Annotated in this window: 17 protein-coding genes and 3 tRNA genes; 11 read left to right on the forward strand and 9 right to left on the reverse strand. The window is 45.1% G+C overall.

What is annotated here, in order from left to right; translation table 11 throughout:
- Window positions 1-14: 14 nt before the first annotated feature.
- On the reverse strand, window positions 15-2600 hold the full coding sequence (locus C2747_RS05400; protein WP_215330617.1) for a bifunctional aconitate hydratase 2/2-methylisocitrate dehydratase: 2586 nt from the start codon (window positions 2598-2600) through the stop codon (window positions 15-17).
- Between the two features lie 384 nt (window positions 2601-2984).
- On the opposite strand from C2747_RS05400, the gene pyrG reads away from it, so the two are divergent.
- The 4 genes from pyrG to ftsB are packed head-to-tail and all read left to right on the forward strand — an operon-like array spanning window position 2985 to window position 7187.
- On the forward strand, window positions 2985-4646 hold the full coding sequence (pyrG, locus tag C2747_RS05405) for a CTP synthase (RefSeq protein ID WP_215330618.1): 1662 nt from the start codon (window positions 2985-2987) through the stop codon (window positions 4644-4646).
- Window positions 4647-4655: 9 nt separating this feature from the next.
- Window positions 4656-5519 carry a 3-deoxy-8-phosphooctulonate synthase gene (gene kdsA, locus C2747_RS05410; RefSeq protein WP_215330619.1) on the forward strand — a complete coding sequence of 288 codons (864 nt, stop codon included), beginning with the start codon at window positions 4656-4658 and terminating at the stop codon, window positions 5517-5519.
- Between the two features lie 33 nt (window positions 5520-5552).
- Complete coding sequence (eno, locus tag C2747_RS05415) at window positions 5553-6839, forward strand: phosphopyruvate hydratase (RefSeq protein ID WP_215330620.1); 1287 nt, start codon at window positions 5553-5555, stop codon at window positions 6837-6839.
- Window positions 6840-6860: 21 nt separating this feature from the next.
- Entirely contained in the window at window positions 6861-7187 is a 327-nt protein-coding gene (gene ftsB / locus C2747_RS05420) for a cell division protein FtsB (protein ID WP_215330621.1), read from the forward strand.
- 16 nt (window positions 7188-7203) lie between these two features.
- Here ftsB and hslO read toward each other — a convergent pair whose 3' ends face one another.
- Entirely contained in the window at window positions 7204-8169 is a 966-nt protein-coding gene (gene hslO / locus C2747_RS05425; RefSeq protein WP_215330622.1) for an Hsp33 family molecular chaperone HslO, read from the reverse strand.
- A 68-nt stretch (window positions 8170-8237) separates the two neighbouring features.
- Here hslO and gltX point away from each other — a divergent pair, with 68 nt between their 5' ends.
- From gltX to C2747_RS05445, 4 genes are all read left to right on the forward strand, one after another.
- The gene (gene gltX / locus C2747_RS05430) at window positions 8238-9641 is read left to right on the forward strand and encodes a glutamate--tRNA ligase (protein WP_433915487.1); all 1404 of its coding nucleotides are present in this window, start codon (window positions 8238-8240) and stop codon (window positions 9639-9641) included.
- Between the two features lie 81 nt (window positions 9642-9722).
- Window positions 9723-9798, forward strand: a tRNA-Ala gene (locus C2747_RS05435).
- A gap of 39 nt (window positions 9799-9837) precedes the next feature.
- Window positions 9838-9913: transfer RNA gene (locus C2747_RS05440), tRNA-Glu, on the forward strand.
- A gap of 58 nt (window positions 9914-9971) precedes the next feature.
- Window positions 9972-10048: transfer RNA gene (locus C2747_RS05445), tRNA-Asp, on the forward strand.
- 59 nt (window positions 10049-10107) lie between these two features.
- Here C2747_RS05445 and C2747_RS05450 read toward each other — a convergent pair.
- From C2747_RS05450 to C2747_RS05460, 3 genes are read right to left on the reverse strand one after another with little or no spacing between them, the layout of a single operon-like run.
- Window positions 10108-10581, reverse strand: a complete 474-nt coding sequence (locus C2747_RS05450) for a hypothetical protein (RefSeq protein WP_215330623.1) — start codon at window positions 10579-10581, stop codon at window positions 10108-10110.
- Between the two features lie 51 nt (window positions 10582-10632).
- Window positions 10633-11877, reverse strand: coding sequence for a TolC family protein (locus tag C2747_RS05455; RefSeq protein ID WP_215330624.1), 1245 nt, complete (start codon window positions 11875-11877; stop codon window positions 10633-10635).
- Window positions 11867-12745 carry an alpha/beta hydrolase gene (locus C2747_RS05460; RefSeq protein ID WP_215330625.1) on the reverse strand — a complete coding sequence of 293 codons (879 nt, stop codon included), beginning with the start codon at window positions 12743-12745 and terminating at the stop codon, window positions 11867-11869. Before C2747_RS05460 ends, C2747_RS05455 begins: the two co-directional genes overlap by 11 nt.
- A gap of 44 nt (window positions 12746-12789) precedes the next feature.
- On the opposite strand from C2747_RS05460, the gene C2747_RS05465 reads away from it, so the two are divergent.
- Window positions 12790-13266: a DUF4118 domain-containing protein gene (locus C2747_RS05465; RefSeq protein WP_215330626.1), complete on the forward strand. Its 477-nt coding sequence runs from the start codon at window positions 12790-12792 to the stop codon at window positions 13264-13266.
- Between the two features lie 70 nt (window positions 13267-13336).
- On the forward strand, window positions 13337-13597 hold the full coding sequence (locus tag C2747_RS05470; protein ID WP_215330627.1) for a hypothetical protein: 261 nt from the start codon (window positions 13337-13339) through the stop codon (window positions 13595-13597).
- Window positions 13598-13641: 44 nt separating this feature from the next.
- On the opposite strand, the gene C2747_RS05475 is transcribed toward C2747_RS05470, so the two are convergent.
- A complete protein-coding gene (locus tag C2747_RS05475; protein ID WP_215330628.1) occupies window positions 13642-14106 on the reverse strand; it encodes a DUF2147 domain-containing protein in 465 nt (154 codons plus the stop codon).
- A gap of 64 nt (window positions 14107-14170) precedes the next feature.
- Between C2747_RS05475 and C2747_RS05480 the strand changes: the two genes are divergently transcribed.
- The gene (locus C2747_RS05480; protein WP_215330629.1) at window positions 14171-14962 is read left to right on the forward strand and encodes a MipA/OmpV family protein; all 792 of its coding nucleotides are present in this window, start codon (window positions 14171-14173) and stop codon (window positions 14960-14962) included.
- A 12-nt stretch (window positions 14963-14974) separates the two neighbouring features.
- On the opposite strand, the gene C2747_RS05485 is transcribed toward C2747_RS05480, so the two are convergent.
- The 3 genes from C2747_RS05485 to C2747_RS05495 all read right to left on the reverse strand — a co-directional run bounded on the left by C2747_RS05485 (window position 14975) and on the right by C2747_RS05495 (window position 17476).
- Complete coding sequence (locus tag C2747_RS05485; RefSeq protein ID WP_251374696.1) at window positions 14975-15793, reverse strand: M48 family metallopeptidase; 819 nt, start codon at window positions 15791-15793, stop codon at window positions 14975-14977.
- A 35-nt stretch (window positions 15794-15828) separates the two neighbouring features.
- A complete protein-coding gene (locus tag C2747_RS05490) occupies window positions 15829-16425 on the reverse strand; it encodes a hypothetical protein (RefSeq protein ID WP_215330630.1) in 597 nt (198 codons plus the stop codon).
- Window positions 16426-16570: 145 nt separating this feature from the next.
- Window positions 16571-17476 (reverse strand): LysR family transcriptional regulator, encoded by a 906-nt coding sequence (locus C2747_RS05495; protein WP_215330631.1) that lies wholly within the window; start codon window positions 17474-17476, stop codon window positions 16571-16573.
- Between the last annotated feature and the right edge of the window lie 66 nt (window positions 17477-17542).

Genomic DNA, 17542 nt, shown 5'->3' on the forward strand with positions numbered 1-17542 from the left:
AAGGGAGATTTGACTTAGATTGTGACTGTGTCAGCAACATCGCTAAATGACTTAATCTTGTCAAAGTTCATGTACTTATATACTTCGCCAGCCTTAGCATTCAAGGACTCTACTTGCTCGAAATATTCTTTCGGCGTTGGTAGACGACCCAAGAGCGCAGCAACAGCTGAAAGCTCAGCAGAAGCTAGATAGACGCGAGTATCAATACCTAAGCGATTCGGAAAATTACGTGTCGAGGTAGAAACTGCTGTTGAGCCTTTACGGATCTGCGCTTGGTTACCCATACAGAGTGAGCAACCCGGAGTTTCCATGCGAGCACCAGTGGCTCCCAGAATGCCGTAATAACCCTCTTCAGTCAGAATCATCTGATCCATTTTGGTTGGTGGCGCAATCCAAAGGCGTGTAGGCATATCTTTTTTGCCCTGAAGAACCTGACCAGCGGCGCGGAAGTGGCCAATGTTTGTCATGCAAGAGCCAATAAATACTTCGTCGATTTTCTCGCCAGATACTTCGGATAAGAACTTCACATCATCTGGGTCGTTTGGGCAAGCCAAGATCGGCTCTTTAATCTCGCTCATATCGATTTCGATAATCTCAGCATAGTCTGCATTAGCATCGGCCTTAAGCAACTCAGGCTTAGCAATCCAAGCTTCCATTGCTTTGATACGACGACCTAAAGTACGTTTATCTTCGTAGCCATTAGCGATCATCCACTTCATTAAAGTGATGTTGGAACGCATGTATTCAATAATTGGCTCTTTGCTTAATTGAACGGCACAACCGCCAGCAGATCGTTCAGCCGATGCATCTGATAATTCAAATGCTTGTTCAACCTTGAGATCAGGCAAACCTTCAATTTCTAAAATACGGCCGGAGAAAATGTTTTTCTTGCCTTGCTTCTCAACCGTCAATAAACCTTTTTTGATTGCATATAAAGGAATAGCATTTACCATATCGCGCAAAGTAATGCCGGGCTGCATCTTGCCCTTAAAGCGTATTAATACAGACTCAGGCATATCCAAAGGCATTACACCAGTAGCGGCCGCAAAAGCAACTAAGCCAGAGCCAGCAGGGAAAGAGATCCCGATGGGAAAGCGAGTATGGCTATCGCCACCAGTGCCACAAGTATCTGGCATGAGCAGACGATTTAACCAACTATGAATTACTCCATCACCTGGGCGTAATGAAACGCCACCACGGTTGGTCATGAACGCTGGTAATTCATGGTGAGTACGAATATCTACTGGTTTTGGATAAGCAGAGGTATGACAGAAAGATTGCATGACCAAATCAGCGGAGAAGCCTAGGCAAGCAAGATCTTTTAGTTCATCACGGGTCATTGGACCAGTAGTGTCTTGCGAACCCACGGTAGTCATGTGTGGCTCACAATAAGTACCAGGGCGCACACCTTGACCCTCAGGTAGGCCACACGCACGACCGACCATCTTCTGCGCCAAGCTAAAACCTTTTTTGTTATCAGGTGGACTAACTGGTATGCGGAATTCTGTAGAGGCCGGCAAGCCTAGGGCTGCACGTGCTTTAGCTGTAAGGCCACGACCAACGATCAAGGGAATGCGTCCACCCGCACGAACTTCGTCCAGGATGACTGGTGATTTCAATGAGAAGGAGGCAATTTCTTTGCCGTTTTTAAAGGCTTTACCTTCGTATGGACGTAGTTCAATTTCGTCGCCCATATTCATATCGGAAACATCGAGTTCAACTGGCAATGCGCCCGCGTCTTCCATCGTGTTAAAGAAAATTGGAGCAATCTTGTTCCCTAAGCAAACACCACCAAAGCGCTTATTTGGAACGAATGGAATATCTTTTCCGGTCCACCACAACACGGAATTCGTTGCGGATTTGCGTGAGGATCCCGTTCCCACCACGTCGCCCACGTAGGCAATTTGATTGCCTTTCTTTTGGAGAGCTTCAATTTGTTTCATCGGACCACGCACACCAATTTCGTCTGGCTCAATACCTGGACGTGGGTTTTTCAACATGATGGTTGCGTGCAATGGAATATCTGGACGACTCCATGCGTCAGGGGCAGGGGATAGATCATCGGTATTGGTTTCACCGGTAACTTTAAATACAGTGAGCTTCATACTTTCCGGGACAGCCGTACGGCTTGTAAACCATTCAGCATCTGCCCAGCTTTGCATCACGGCCTTTGCCTGCGCGTTGCCTTTTTCCGCCAATTCCTGAACATCATGGAAGTAGTCAAACATCAATAAAGTCTTTTTTAGCGCATTTGCTGCAGCTGCTGCGCACTCAGCATCCGACAGCAACTCGACTAAAGGCTTAATGTTGTAACCACCTAGCATGGTACCCAAGAGCTCAGTGGCCTTAATGCGTGAAATCAAAGGAGACTTCTCTGTGCCTTTGGCGATGGTATCCAAAAACTCCGCTTTTACTTTAGCCGCCTCATCCACACCAGCGGGAACTCGATGAGCAATCAACTCAACTAATTCTGCCTCTTTTCCCTTCGGTGGATTTTTAAGTAAACCCACTAGTTCAGTAGTCTGATCTTTAGACAGGGGTAGGGCCGGAATTCCCAGGGCTGCGCGTTCGGCGACTTGAGCGTTGTAGGCTTCTAGCATCGTGTTTCCTATTGGATGAGTGTTATCAACAGTATGACTAAGCAGGGTGTATCCCTTAATCAGTCTATTGTAATTGCTAATTCATGTCTTATATAAGACTTAATCGTCAAAAATATCCTAAATTGCTTAAAATTTAGGCAATTACTCATCAACTTGGGGATTCCAAGCCGTGTTGTTGAGCTTAATGGAAGCCAAAGAAGGTCAGTTTGTACGGAGTGGGGATTTAAAGAGAGGAAAACCATTTCACATTACAAAAGTATGAATCTAAAAAGTTGCAAACGTCTAAATCACGGACATCAGCACCCTGGTTCATTGAGTTTCAAAGGAATTTTTAATAGCTCGGTCGCTATCGTTATAATTACCATTTCCAACAGAGCTTAAGCGATGACCAAATACGTTTTTGTCACTGGTGGTGTGGTTTCTTCTTTAGGGAAAGGAATCGCAGCTGCCTCGCTTGCCGCGATTCTCGAATCCCGCGGCCTGAAAGTCACCCTCCTAAAATTAGACCCTTATATCAACGTTGACCCAGGGACAATGAGCCCGCTTCAACATGGTGAAGTCTTTGTTACTGAAGATGGCGCCGAAACCGATCTCGATCTTGGGCACTACGAGCGTTTTGTTTCTGCAAAGATGCGCAAGAGCAATAACTTCACTACTGGACAGATCTATGAGTCTGTTATCAGTAAAGAGCGACGTGGCGAGTACCTAGGTAAAACTGTTCAGGTAATTCCGCATATTACGAATGAGATACAGGCATTTATAGAGCGGGGCGCTAAAGCGAGTCACGATGGTCGGGCTGATATTGCGATTTGTGAGATTGGCGGAACTGTTGGTGACATTGAGTCGCTACCATTTTTAGAGGCCGCTCGACAAATGAGCATTCGTCTTCCAAGGCATAGCTGTGCTTTTATCCACCTTACTCTGGTGCCTTATCTCAGTAGTGCGGGTGAGTTAAAAACCAAGCCCACCCAACACTCGGTACAGAAGTTACGTGAAATTGGCATCATGCCGACGGTACTGTTGTGCCGTGCAGATCGTCCGATACCAGAAGATGAGCGCGCTAAGATTTCTCTTTTCTCAAATGTGCGTGAAGAGGCAGTGATCTCAGTTTGGGATGTTGACACTATCTACAAAATTCCAGAAATGCTTCAAGCGCAAGGTATGGATGACTTGATTTGTCGCGAATTGGATATTCAAGCTGAACCTGCAGACCTATCAGTTTGGGCAAACTTGGTTTACGAGTTGGCTAACCCGCAACATGATGTCACTATTGGCATGGTTGGTAAGTACGTTGAGTTAACTGAATCTTATAAGTCATTGATCGAAGCTTTACGTCATGCTGGAATTCATAATCACACTCGCGTCAATATTACTTATATTGATTCTGAAGTGATTGAAAAAGAGGGTATTGATTGCCTGCAAAATTTAGATGCAATCCTAGTGCCAGGTGGATTTGGCAAACGCGGTACCGAAGGAAAGATTGCTGCCATTCGTTATGCCCGTGAAAATAATATCCCATACCTAGGTATTTGTTTAGGCATGCAATTAGCTGTGATTGAATTTGCTCGCCATGTTGCCAATATTGCTCAGGCTAACAGTACTGAGTTTGACCCGGAGACCGAAAATCCTGTGGTTGCTTTAATTACAGAGTGGGTTGATCGCGAAGGTCGAGTTGAGAAGCGTAGCAATGATTCTGATCTGGGTGGAACTATGCGCCTTGGCTCACAACGTTGTCCCGTTAAGGCTGGTACTCTGGCTCATGAGATCTATGGTGATGAGGTCAACGAGCGTCACCGTCATCGCTACGAAGTCAATAATGTTTATGTTCCCCGCCTTGAGAAGTCTGGGCTGATTATTTCTGCTAGAACTCCCAATGAGTCTTTGCCTGAAATGATGGAATTACCTAAATCTATGCACCCTTGGTTCTTTGGTGTGCAGTTCCATCCAGAGTTCACTTCAACTCCACGTGATGGTCACCCATTGTTTTCTGCGTTTATTAAGGCATCATTAGTTCATCAAGTCGCAACTCAAAAGCAAGCTGCCTAGGAGAAACACATGAGTGCATTTAAGTTATGTGGTTTTGACGTTGGCTTAGACCATCGCTTCTTTTTAATTGCGGGTCCTTGCGTCATTGAGTCTGAGCAATCCGCCTTGGATATCGCGGGTGAACTCAAAGAGATTACTACTGCGCTGGGTATTCCATTTATTTATAAGTCCTCCTTTGATAAAGCCAATCGCTCCTCTGGAACTTCTTTTCGCGGCTTGGGCATGGAAAAAGGTCTGGAGATTCTAGCTCGGGTGAAGCGAGAGATCGGTGTGCCAGTATTGACGGATATTCATGATATTGGTGAAATTGCGCCCGTATCAAAAGTAGTAGATGTACTTCAAACGCCTGCTTTCTTGTGTAGACAAACGGATTTCATACGCGCTTGTGCCCAGAGTGGCAAGCCAGTGAATTTCAAGAAGGGGCAATTTTTATCTCCTCATGAAATGCTCAACGTAATTGATAAAGCACGTGCAGCAGCTGAAGAAGTTAATCTCCCAGATCAATTTATGGTTTGCGAGCGTGGCGCCTCATTTGGATACAACAACTTAGTTTCTGATATGCGTAGTTTGGCTATTTTGCGTGAAGCAAAAGCGCCAGTTGTGTTTGATGCAACCCATTCAGTACAACTTCCTGGTGGTCAAGGGAATGCCAGTGGCGGCCAACGTGAATTCGTTCCCGTTCTAGCACGTGCTGCTGTTGCAGTAGGCATCAGTGGTTTATTTATGGAGACGCACCCAGATCCAGCTAAAGCACTTTCAGATGGCCCAAATGCTGTGCCATTGAACCGCATGAAAGAATTGCTTGAGTCTTTAGTGGCAATTGACTCAGTTGTGAAGAAGCCTGGATCATTTTTAGAAGACAGCTTTAAGTAACCCCCCATATTCATTTAATTTAGGAGAAGGTGCATGAGCGCCATTGTTGACATCATCGGTAGAGAAGTTTTAGATTCACGCGGCAACCCCACAGTGGAATGCGATGTATTGCTTGAATCGGGTGTGATGGGGCGTGCTGCTGTGCCTTCAGGCGCATCGACAGGTTCACGGGAAGCGATTGAGCTACGTGATGGTGATAAGGCCCGTTACCTAGGTAAAGGTGTACTTAAGGCTGTACAAAACATTAATATCGAGATCGCTGAATCCATTCTGGGTCTTGATGCAAGCGAGCAGGCATTTCTTGATCACACCTTGATCGAACTGGACGGAACTCATAACAAGGCGCGCTTAGGTGCTAATGCAACCTTGGCCGTTTCTATGGCTGTAGCACGCGCCGCTGCAGAAGAAGCCGGCTTACCTTTGTATCGTTACTTTGGTGGTTCGGGTGGCATGCAATTACCCGTGCCGATGATGAATATTGTCAATGGTGGTGCTCACGCAAATAACAGCTTAGATATACAAGAGTTTATGGTGATGCCAGTAGGGGCGCAAAGCTTCCGTGAAGCACTCCGCTGTGGCGCTGAAATCTTCCATGAATTGAAAAAGATTCTGGGTGCTCAAGGTATGCCAACAACTGTTGGAGATGAGGGTGGCTTTGCACCTAATTTCAAGAGCAATCAAGAGTGCTTGCAAACCATCATGAAGGCTATTGAAGGCGCTGGTTACCAAGCTGGTGAAGATGTCTTGCTAGCCTTGGATTGCGCTGCTAGTGAATTCTATAAAGACGGTAGGTACCACCTAGCAGGTGAAGGCCTGCAACTGACTTCAAGCGAATTCTCAGACTACCTTGGTAACTTAGCCGATCAATTCCCAATCGTATCGATTGAGGACGGTATGCACGAGAGTGATTGGGATGGATGGGCTGACATTACTCAAAAATTAGGTAAAAAGATCCAATTGGTTGGCGATGATCTCTTCGTGACTAATACTCGCATTCTCAAGGAAGGAATTGAGAAAGGCATTGCTAATTCCATCCTGATTAAGATAAATCAAATTGGCACCTTAACTGAGACCTTTGCTGCGATTGAAATGGCGAAGCGCGCTAATTACACGGCTGTCATTTCGCATCGCTCTGGTGAAACAGAAGACAGCACCATTGCTGATATTGCTGTTGGTACCAATGCTGGTCAAATTAAGACCGGCTCTTTGTCTCGCTCTGATCGGATTGCCAAGTACAACCAGTTGTTGCGGATTGAAGAAGACTTGGGTGATGTTGCTACCTACCCAGGTAAGTCTGTTTTCTATAACCTCAAACGCTAATTACTAGTTACCCTTTAGCTCATGCGCATTGTCATCTACTCGATGCTGTTATTGCTGATCGCAATCCAGTACCCACTTTGGTTGGGTAAGGGTGGATGGCTGAAGGTATACGAGATGGAGAAGCAGCTTGAGTTACAGCAGGCTAAGAATAGCCTGCTGAGCTTGCGTAATGCCAAACTCACTGGCGATGTGAAGGATTTAAAAGATGGTACCCGCGCGATTGAAGAGCGGGCTCGTGTGGAGCATGGCATGCTCAAGGAGGGAGAGTTCTTCATACAAATCCTACCAAGCGAAAAATCTGCCTCGAATGCTGCTGATGGCGTAAAGCCAACTGCAACCAAACAGTAACTAAACCTAAAGTCGCTCAATGCCCGCTAGAGGGTGGCCTTGTGGCATCTGCTAATAGATCTGTTTTAAAGACCTGCCTACAATCAACTGCATCAAAGCGATAGGCCTTTGCACAAAAATCACACTCAGTTTCTACGGCGCCTTGCTCTGCAAGAATACTTTCAACCTCTTCTTCGCCTAGCATTCTCAGAATATCGGCCACCTTGGTGCGTGAACAGCGGCAGCTAAAGCGAACAGGGCGGGGTGGAAAGCTTCTGACACCACTTTCTGTGGACTCCTCTAAAAAGAGGCGGCGCAAGATAGTGTCCGGCGAAAGCGTGAGTAATTCTTCATTGGTAATTGTTTCACCTAGGGTCTGAATTCTGGTCCAGCCTTCAGCGGCAAGTTGAGGATCGAGATGAGCATGACCCCCTGAATCTGGCAATCGCTGCAACAGCAATCCGCCGACATGGGTGTCATTGGATGCTAGCCAAATACGGGTATCCAATTGTTCTGAGTTTTGCATGTACAGGGCAATAGCTTCGGCAGCACTGGTAACGGGCTTAATGACGGTGCCGCGGTGCTCTTGGAGGGCCACGATCCCTTGGTAGGGCGCTTGACCAGGTTGGCGGTCTGATGGGTCTAGGGTGATTACTAGACGCCCAGTATTGTCTGCATCTAGCAATTCACCCAGAGTGGCATTGGGATTAATGCTTTCGGGGGGTATAGATAGTTTTACGGTAGCTCGCATGGTCAGGTCGGACTTGCATTCGACCACGAGTAGCTGAATAGGGCCTTTACTTTGGGCTTGAATAATCAATGTCCCATCAAATTTGAGGCTGGCGCTCAACAGGGTTGCTGCACCCACAAAATCACCCAGGATTTGCTTAACTACAGGGGGGTCATTACGGCGCTCCAATACGGCCTGCCAGGCGCTACTAATGGAAACAATTTCCCCTCGGACCGGGGCACCATCACACATAAATACAAGTAATTCGTTCATAAGTGAAAGTATCCACTTTTTTGACGATCAGAGTGCCAAATAATCAAATCCAATGCTGACCTGAGATAATGCTGTTTATGCATATCAGAACACGTTTCGCCCCCAGTCCAACGGGCTTTATTCACTTGGGCAACCTTCGCAGCGCTTTATATCCTTGGGCTTTTGCTCGCCATAACCAAGGCGACTTTATTTTGCGTATTGAGGATACCGATGTTGAGCGCTCCACACAGGAGGCTGTTGACGTCATTATTGAAGGCATGGCCTGGCTTGGTCTAGATTTAGACGAAGGCCCAATTTATCAAATGCAGCGTATTGATCGTTATCGAGTAGTTGTAAAGCAGATGCTCGATGCTGGCCTTGCTTACCCTTGCTACATGAGTGAAGACGAGCTCAATAAGCTACGTGACCAACAGATCGCAAATAAAGAAAAGCCACGCTATAACGGTCAATGGCGTCCTGAACCCGGCAAGACTCTGCCAGCAATACCGGAAGGTGTTTTACCTGTGATTCGCTTCAAGAATCCCATTGGTGGATCTGTGATTTGGAAAGATGCAGTTAAGGGCAAGATCGAAATCAGCAATGATGAGTTAGATGATTTGGTGATTGCCCGTCCCGATGGTACGCCAACCTATAACTTCTGCGTTGTAGTGGATGACCTTGATATGAACATCACCCATGTGATTCGTGGAGATGACCATGTCAACAACACGCCACGCCAAATTAACATCATGAAGGCGCTTGGTGGCACAACACCGGTATACGCCCATTTACCAACAGTTCTTAATGACTTTGGTGAAAAAATGAGTAAGCGTAATGGCGCCATGAGTGTGCGTGATTATCAAAAAGCAGGCTACCTGCCTGAGGCTATTCTGAATTACCTAGCAAGGCTAGGTTGGTCACACGGTGATGCAGAGATTTTTACTAAAGAGCAGTTTGTGAATTGGTTCGACTTAGGCAGTCTTGGTAGATCCCCAGCACAACACAATCCTGAAAAACTACTTTGGTTAAACCATCAATATATTCAGAATGCAGACCCAGAAAAACTGGCAGAGGCAACTAAGCCATTTGCACATGAACTCGGCATCGATACAGAGAGTGGCCCGGATTTTGTGCAAGTAGTTTCGCTGCTAAAAGATCGGGCCAATACGCTGATTGAAATCGCTGAAGGGGCTAAGCTGTTCTATCTACCAGCACCTACTCATAACAGCGAACAAATTGCAGAAAATATCCCTGCTGAAATCATTCCTGCCATGAAAGATTTGATTGAAGCCATTCAATCTGCTGAGCATACAAAAGCGGCTTATGGGGCAGCTTTTAAAGAAGTGTTAGCCAAGCATCAAATTAAAATGCCAGCATTAGCAATGCCTGTGCGTTACGCTTTATTTGCCACTACACAGACGCCAGCCATTGACTCTGTCTTGTTGGTGATGGGTAAGAATGAGGCATTAGCAAGGCTTTCCAAGGTGGTCTAAACCAGAACTTGCCTCCTCCTACAAAAATAGGATAAAATCTTGGATTGTTTTGAGTGTCTTGTAGGTTTTTAACGAGATTACGGGGGTATAGCTCAGCTGGGAGAGCGCTTGCATGGCATGCAAGAGGTCAGCGGTTCGATCCCGCTTATCTCCACCAAGCATTTACAATAGCGGTACTGTTTTAGTAGTAATCCAGGTCCCCATCGTCTAGAGGCCTAGGACATCACCCTTTCACGGTGAGTACGGGGGTTCGAATCCCCCTGGGGACGCCAAAAATTTTTGGCTAGTTGTGAGTAGTAAGAAGTGACACAAGTAGCAAGCGATGTAATTGGAGCGGTAGTTCAGTTGGTTAGAATATCGGCCTGTCACGCCGAGGGTCGCGGGTTCGAGTCCCGTCCGCTCCGCCAATAGCATTAAAAAAGCCCTTTCAAAAGGGCTTTTTTATTTCCTAAATTTGTTTAGAAAATTATTGGCTAGTAGGTGAAGTGTTCACATAATTGCCACTATCCGTAGGTCCCCCAGCATTACCAGGCTGACTGGATGATTTGTTCCCGTCGGCACGACTAATAACTTGCGGATTGTTTGAGGCAGCTAAAGGGTTCTTTGTATTAGATAAGCTGGGGCTAGCGCTTGCACCGACTGCAGTCTTGCTTGTTGTTGGAGCGGGACTAGCAACGCTAGTGCTGCTCTTTGTAGCAGTCATTGTTGATGCTGTTGAATTAGTTTTGGTTGATGCATTTATCGCTGCAGTTTTGGATGCCGCAGCAGCAGCTGCCTTAGACGCTGCCGCAGCTGCCTTGGAGGCTGCCGCAGCAGCAGCTGCCTTGGAGGCTGCCGCAGCAGCAGCTGCCTTGGAGGCTGCCTCAGCAGCTTGCTGCTGTGCTTGAGTTTGGGCTGCGTCAACGGATGTCGTTAACATCAATAATATTGATATCAACATAGAAGTTGCTAATGATTTCATTCCGCCATTCATTGTGACCTCTTATCAAACTCAATTCAAATTGGGAACTTCAAAGTTCCCGCTTAATCTTTGTAACAGTATCAGAGTTTTTGCATGAACAGTACGCGCATCTATCAATTCGTATTCCGCATCGCGAAATCTTAGTAATCCCTGAAGACCTGAATTTTGCGATGATTTCACCTGGTTGTAGGCATTGGTCGAAGTTTCAAGGCGATCCCTGGCTGACTGGTACTGTAAGTAAGTTTGGTTAATTTCAGTAATAATTTTTGATTTCGCCGCGATTAAATTGACCTCTTGCTCAGTCACGCTGTTTGAGGCAGCGATCAAATCAGAATTATTTAACATGCCATTGCCAAGAGGAATAGAGACTAAAAAGCTAAATGATTTTTGAGTTCCATAACCCACTCCGCTTGAGGTGTATGGCGGTGTCTCGTTGTAGTAGATTCCGGGCAGGAAATCTGGATTTTTCCCGGCCTTAACAAGCTCTAAATTAGCATTAGCAGATTCGATAAAAGCTTTATTTGTTACAAGCTCCACTCTATTATTTTGCGCCTGATCAACGAGTTCCTCAACCTTCAATTTTTGAGGCTCTATTTTTAGAGTGCCCATCGGAAGGGGTAGCTGGTGATCTTGAGCTCCAATTAGGCCCAATAAGCCGTAGGAGTAATATTTCAAATCATTAGCAAGAACTTTTTGAGCTGCTTGAAATTCAGCTTTTTGAGCTATTACGGATGCAGACTTAATAGTGTTAAGTTTATCAAGTGCTAATTGATAGGACTGCCATAATAATTTTGTTCTCAGCGCATCGATATAGTTAAAAATTGCTTGAGTCTCAACTGATCTAGCTTCAACAACCATCTCAGATAACTGTCGGTTAGCTTCGGCTTGCGCATAAGCCTCACGGGCGGAGCGCTTACCCCAACCCTCTATCGTAACCGTAGCCCCCAAAGTATTGGATGATGGATTCGTATAGCCAGCATAGGGCGCTTGAGTATAGATACTGCCGCGCGCATAAGTGAGGATAGGGTTTAAGTTTGGCATTCCGGCCTGCTTGGCAATGGATATCGCAGAGTCAGAATTTAATTTTTTTACCTTTAAGGAATGATTTTTTTCATTAAGCTCAGCAAGGTAGGCGCCTAATGGAATGGCCTGGTAGTTTGTATCGGAAAACTGAAAAGGCGGAAGCGTTTGCCCATAAGAGGAATGGGTGAGTAGGCAGGTAGAAATAAAAACCCAGCCAAATACCAAACTCAATTTTATATATTTAGCCTTCATGCCGATTTTTGATGATGAGATTGGGAGATGCAAGCTCGAGCTGCTCCAGTAGAGCTCCTTTTTGTTGGGACATTCCAATAAATTTAATGACTTCATTGGCTACAACTTCACGTTCATTATCTACAGTAATCATATGGTAAGAATTACCCAACCAGACTACTCGACAGGTTTCTGATCTAATTTTTTTGATTATGAAGTCAGGATTTTTAGGTGAAGCAGTTTCGTCATCAATGGCATGGATAATCAATACGTCTGATGTAACGTCCTCGAGATTTTTTTTCGTATCTGCGACCAATTTCAAAGACTGATAGAGGTGTTTTGCTGGGAGATGTGCTGCGCCTAGTTCGCTTACAGAGTTAGCCATAACGGCTTTTTTAATGTGTCTGCGTAATTCTTTGTTTTTAACGCCAAATGGTTCAGACTCCTTATAGTGCCAATTTCGAAATCCCAATTTATAAATTAAGGATAAAAATGGGTGATACCAAGGCAAAGACCATCCATCAAAAAAAATGACCGGGGATAGCAGAGAAATACATGCAATAGTGGTATTTCTTTCAGCAACCGCAAGTGCAAGGGTAGCTCCCATGCTTAACCCAACAAGTGATACTGATTCATGGGTAGAGCTTAGGTCATAAATAAGATGATCTACCGTTTCAATCCAATCTTGGTAGCTTTTTAAACCCGTATGTGCTGAGTAGCCAGGGATTTTTGGAATCACGTAAGTATGGCCAGATTGACGTAAGAGTCTGGGAATAACACCCATTTCCAATTCAGACCCACAAAGCCCAGGCAAAAGAATCACCGCATGACCAGAATTACCTTGATAGAATGTTTCGTAGCGATCTTGTTGATCTGATGTGACTGTCATTGGGTGTTTCTGGTGCCTATTTATTAATAACCTCATTATTACTCATGAAAATACAAAATACGAAGCGCTGGGCAATAAATGGACCTCAAGCCTATTTTTTTGCAGTATTTGGTGTGTTTGTAGCTTTTTCCATACGCTATAGCTTGCATATATTTTTGCAGGGCAACCTCCCGATGACTTTTTTTATTCTGAACACGATCTTGATAGCGCTTTTTTATGGATTCGTGCCCAGCCTCATAACAATTATTATTTCGATTCCCTTGGCCTTCTTTTTCTTCGTGCCACCTTTTGACTCATTTGATATTCCAACACCCCAAGATTCTTTTGTATTTTTTTCATACATCCTGATAGCTTTTATTGCTGTTGGGATCGTAGAGTGGTTGCAGCGAGAGCGTTACAAGGCAGTTTTGCTCTCCCGCGTCAGCGATAGTAATTTTCAGCTTTTAAGTGATGCCAGCAGAAGTCTGAAAAATGCAATAAACCTCATCTCCAAAGATAAAGAGGCGCCGAATAAGCCTTGAGATTCATTTTCTTGCGATAAAAGCCCATCATATCCATGACTTTCACCATAGAATGTGCCAAAATGTTGCCATGCAAAAGCTTATTATCATTTTTCTTGGATTTTTGTCACTGCCTGCAGGTGCTGCCGGTTTGGGCTTTAATCCCTTTGAAAAAGGCTCTCCGACTTCACCAAGTGGCGCTCAAAATAGTCGTCCAACTAACCCATCCTCTGTCACTACCCCAAAGCCTCCCGCACCAATAGTTGCTCCACAACCTAAGCCAGCAACTCCCCCGGCTAACAACTTAGCGCCGCAACAAGCCAAAAAAATAAAGGTTTTCCTTTTAACTTAGACAGTTTGATTGCTGTGTGGTTTATTTATTGTTTGGAATAGGGCTTAACGAACCCAAGTTTGAGTTCTTCCCAACAAGGGGATGCCAATATAGCCCCTTACATCCAGTGTTTTGTCGTTGACCATGGTGATTTTTACCTTATAAATCTCGCCTTCTTCGGGGTCCAGAATTTCTCCACCCGACCAAACTCCTGGGCTGGATTTCCTGAGACCTTTCATAATTATCATTCCGGTAATGGCCTTACCTTTTCGCTCATCTTTGCACAAATTACAATGAGTTACCAGTGTTTCGCCAGGGGTAGGAATCAATTCCGTAACGGTGCCGATTAATTCACCATTTTTCTCTTCCAATCGAATTAATGAACTAGGTTGATTTGTTTTCTCATCAATCGTTTTCCAAACGCCGAGCACTGGGTCCAATGATTGTGCATTGCCATAACTTATGAAAAGGAAAGCGCTTAAAACTGTGAGTTGGGAAAATTTTTTAATGATTTGTAATAGGTTGGTCATAACGCTTCCATTAAGTGGTTAAAGTGATTTTACAGTTGCTGCTCAGTCGTGTTAGATTCACAGAATGACGAAATGCATAAAACTAGCCGTAAATTCGATATTACTTTGCTTGTTATCAAGCACTTTTGTGGTTTACGCTGCAAATAGTTCAGATTCTGATATTCCAAACGGGATTCCAGACCGGATTGTGGGCGATATCGGAGCTGCCGTGTACAGCACCAATCTGAACATTGGTAGCTATGGCGCCCAATCAACGGCATTACCCTATGGATTTTTTGACTATAAGCGCTTTGCAATGCGTATTGATCAGATGGCATTTAAAACTTTGCCTGTCGGATTCGGATTTCTTGAAATCGTGGGGAAAGTTGATCCCGATTCCTATAAGGTGAAATCAACCATTAACGCTCAAACAATTAACAAAGGCTATCAAGTACCTATCGGTCTTGGAACGTTTCAAGATACACCTATTGGGGCATTTTTTCTGAATGCCTACCATGACTTTGGTCAGTCAAAAGGCAATCTCCTCGAGCTTAATTATTTTGGGGAGATCGAGTTAATTAGCAAAGTTACCCTCTATCCGCAAGTAGGTATGGAGCGTCAATCAGGCTCTTTTGCAAATTACTACTATGGGGTCACTCCTGAGCAGGCGCAAGCTACTGGATATCGAGCGTATACAGCTTCTAGTTCAAATAACCCATTGGCAGGATTTTTGCTTGAAATTCCAGTAGTAGATGATTGGTACGTCAATTTATACGTAAAACGAAAATGGCTAGGTTCTGGAGTTAATAACAGCCCGGTTCTAACTCGCTCGTTTCAAGATACGATGTTTATGGCACTTGCTTATCGTTTTAAGTAATTTATTAAGGCTTTACTTTGTGAGCCCTGGTTTTGGTGCCACTTTGTACAGAGGCTCAACTGCCGGCATTAGCGCAGTTAATTGTTCGATTCGGGTTTCACCAGAAGGGTGGGTGGATAAGAATTCTGGAGAGCTACTACCTTTGGTTGCCTTCAGCATTTTTTGCCAAACGCTAATTGCGCCCATAGGGTTGTATCCCGCTCTTGCTGCAAGCTCCAATCCAATGGCATCGGCTTCTGATTCATTCTCTCTCGAGTTTGGCAAAATGATTGCATATTGAGCAACCTGGTTTGCAGCGCCCACTGCGGAACCATAGGGGCCAGCTACGACCATCGCAATGTTCACCAATACGTTTTGTGCAACAGCTTGAGATACGCGCTCTCGCCCATGCTCTCTTAGGGCATGGGCAATTTCATGGCCCATGATGGCTGCAATTTCATCATTATTTAAATTCAGTTGATCAATAATTCCGGTGTAGAAAGTGATCTTTCCGCCGGGTGCGCAGGTAGCATTCAAAACGGGAGCATCAATAAGAGTGAGCCGCCAGTCCCATTGCTTAGTGTCGTCTCGGAATGCCTCAGTCTGTGGGATCAGCCTATTTGCAATGAATTTCAATCGCTCATAAGCAGGGCCAGAAGTGACGAGTATATTTTTCTCTTTTGCTTTTTGATTCTGCTCGTTATAACTTGCCGCAGAAAGCCGATTGACCTCTTCAGAAGAAGCCATCATAAATTGTGATCGGTTAACTCCGACCGCTCCCGAGCGGGTAGTGCTCGCGCACGCAGAGAGTAAAGAAACAAGTGCAAGGATCCAAAAGGTGCGAATGCTCAAATCAAATCCTTGCTAATACCCGCGCTCTATTTAACTTACTTCTTCTTTGGAGGCGTAATAGACGCAGCCATCGCATCAAAGTAAATCACTCGAACCTGCTCACCAACATTGACATCTGCTAACAGCTGCGAGTTCTTAACGGTAACAACAGTGATCTTGCCACTTGGACCTTTAACCGATACTAATTTCTTAGCGCGATCTACAGCTACGATATCGGCAATGATGGTCGTGGTGTTGGTAATGGTACGAGTTGGCTTTTCGCCTAGCTTAGAAGCTAGTTCTGATGAAGTCTCCACCTTGCTACGAATACCATCACTCTTAGTCTTAATCAATTCAATTGCAACAGCAAGTTCATAGGTCACATTGAGTCGGTCACCCACTTTAATCTGATCAAAACTCTTAATTTCAGGACCAGCAATAAACTTGGATTCACCATCGTTGTTTTTAAAGAAAATCGTACGTGTTTTCTTATCAATCTTCGTAACAGTACCTTCGTACAATTGGAAAATATTGTCAGTAACGGCTGCGTCTACCACTACAGCATTAGCAGCAGGTGCTTGAGCCATTACAAATGCTGGACTAGCCAACATTGTTACTGCTACTAGGGAGATTTGGGCGATTTTAATTTTCATAACTTTCCTTAATATTGAGTATCTACAGTGATATTAGCGTATTTCAATTGCAAAATTCTGTTAGTAAGGTCACAGAAGAGTAGGGTGGCGGTTCAATAGAAAGCAGTTAGCACTTTATGCAAAGAGATCGGTTGGGATGCCCAGCTTAAAGTCGCTCCCACCAGTTCCCAGAAAAGTGGCATTGCAACCAGTCGATGCACTGACTCACCTTGCCCGGCACTAAACGAGGCGATGAAAAGACAGCGTGGATTTCCTGGGAGGGCAGACTCCATTCAGTCAATATCGGTTGCAGGGTGCCTTTATTAATCGAGTGATAAGCGACGTACCAAGGAATAGTAGCCAAACCCATGTTCCCGATGGTTGCAGCGAGCAAAGCAGATAAGTTATTAGAGTACAACGGGCCCTTAACAGGTATTGAGATCGTCTCCCCATCACCTCCACTAAAGTGCCAACGGTGATTATCCTGAACTGAGCTATATATTAGGGCCTGATGTGACGCCAAATCTTCTGGATGACTTGGAGTGCCGTGCTGCCTCAAGTAATCTGGACTAGCCACCAATACCCATGGATTTAAGCCCAAATAGCGCGAGCCCAGAGAGGAGTCTGCGAGGCGACCCATGCGGATCGCAAGATCGACGCCACTTTCAACCAAATTGACAAATTGATCCTCAAGACTCAGATGTATCTCTAGTTTCGGGTTCTGACTCATGAACTGAAGTACTAGCGGGGTCAATATACGGCGCCCAAAGGCAACGGAAGAGCTAATGATCAATTTCCCCTGCGTCTCGCCTTGCAGTAGGGCGGCCAGATTATCTGCCTCCTCAAGTTCTCTAGAAATAATCTTGCATTTTTCATAGTAAATCGCGCCAATTTCAGTTGGTGTAACCCCTCTTGTGCTGCGGTGCAATAAAAGAGAGCCAAGACGCTTTTCTAAAAAGGCGATGTGCTTCGTTGCGGTGGGCTGAGTAATGCCCAGGCTGGCTGCAGCCTTGCTAAATGAGCCGGTTTCTACGACTCGGACAAAAAGAGCTATTCCCTGAATACGATCCATTGATGAATTCTAACTCGATTTTGTTAGGGTATTCCATTTTGGAATAGCACATATGATGGCTAATGG

Source organism: Polynucleobacter corsicus (assembly GCF_018688255.1).
In the GTDB taxonomy this organism is placed as follows: Bacteria; Pseudomonadota; Gammaproteobacteria; order Burkholderiales; family Burkholderiaceae; genus Polynucleobacter; species Polynucleobacter corsicus.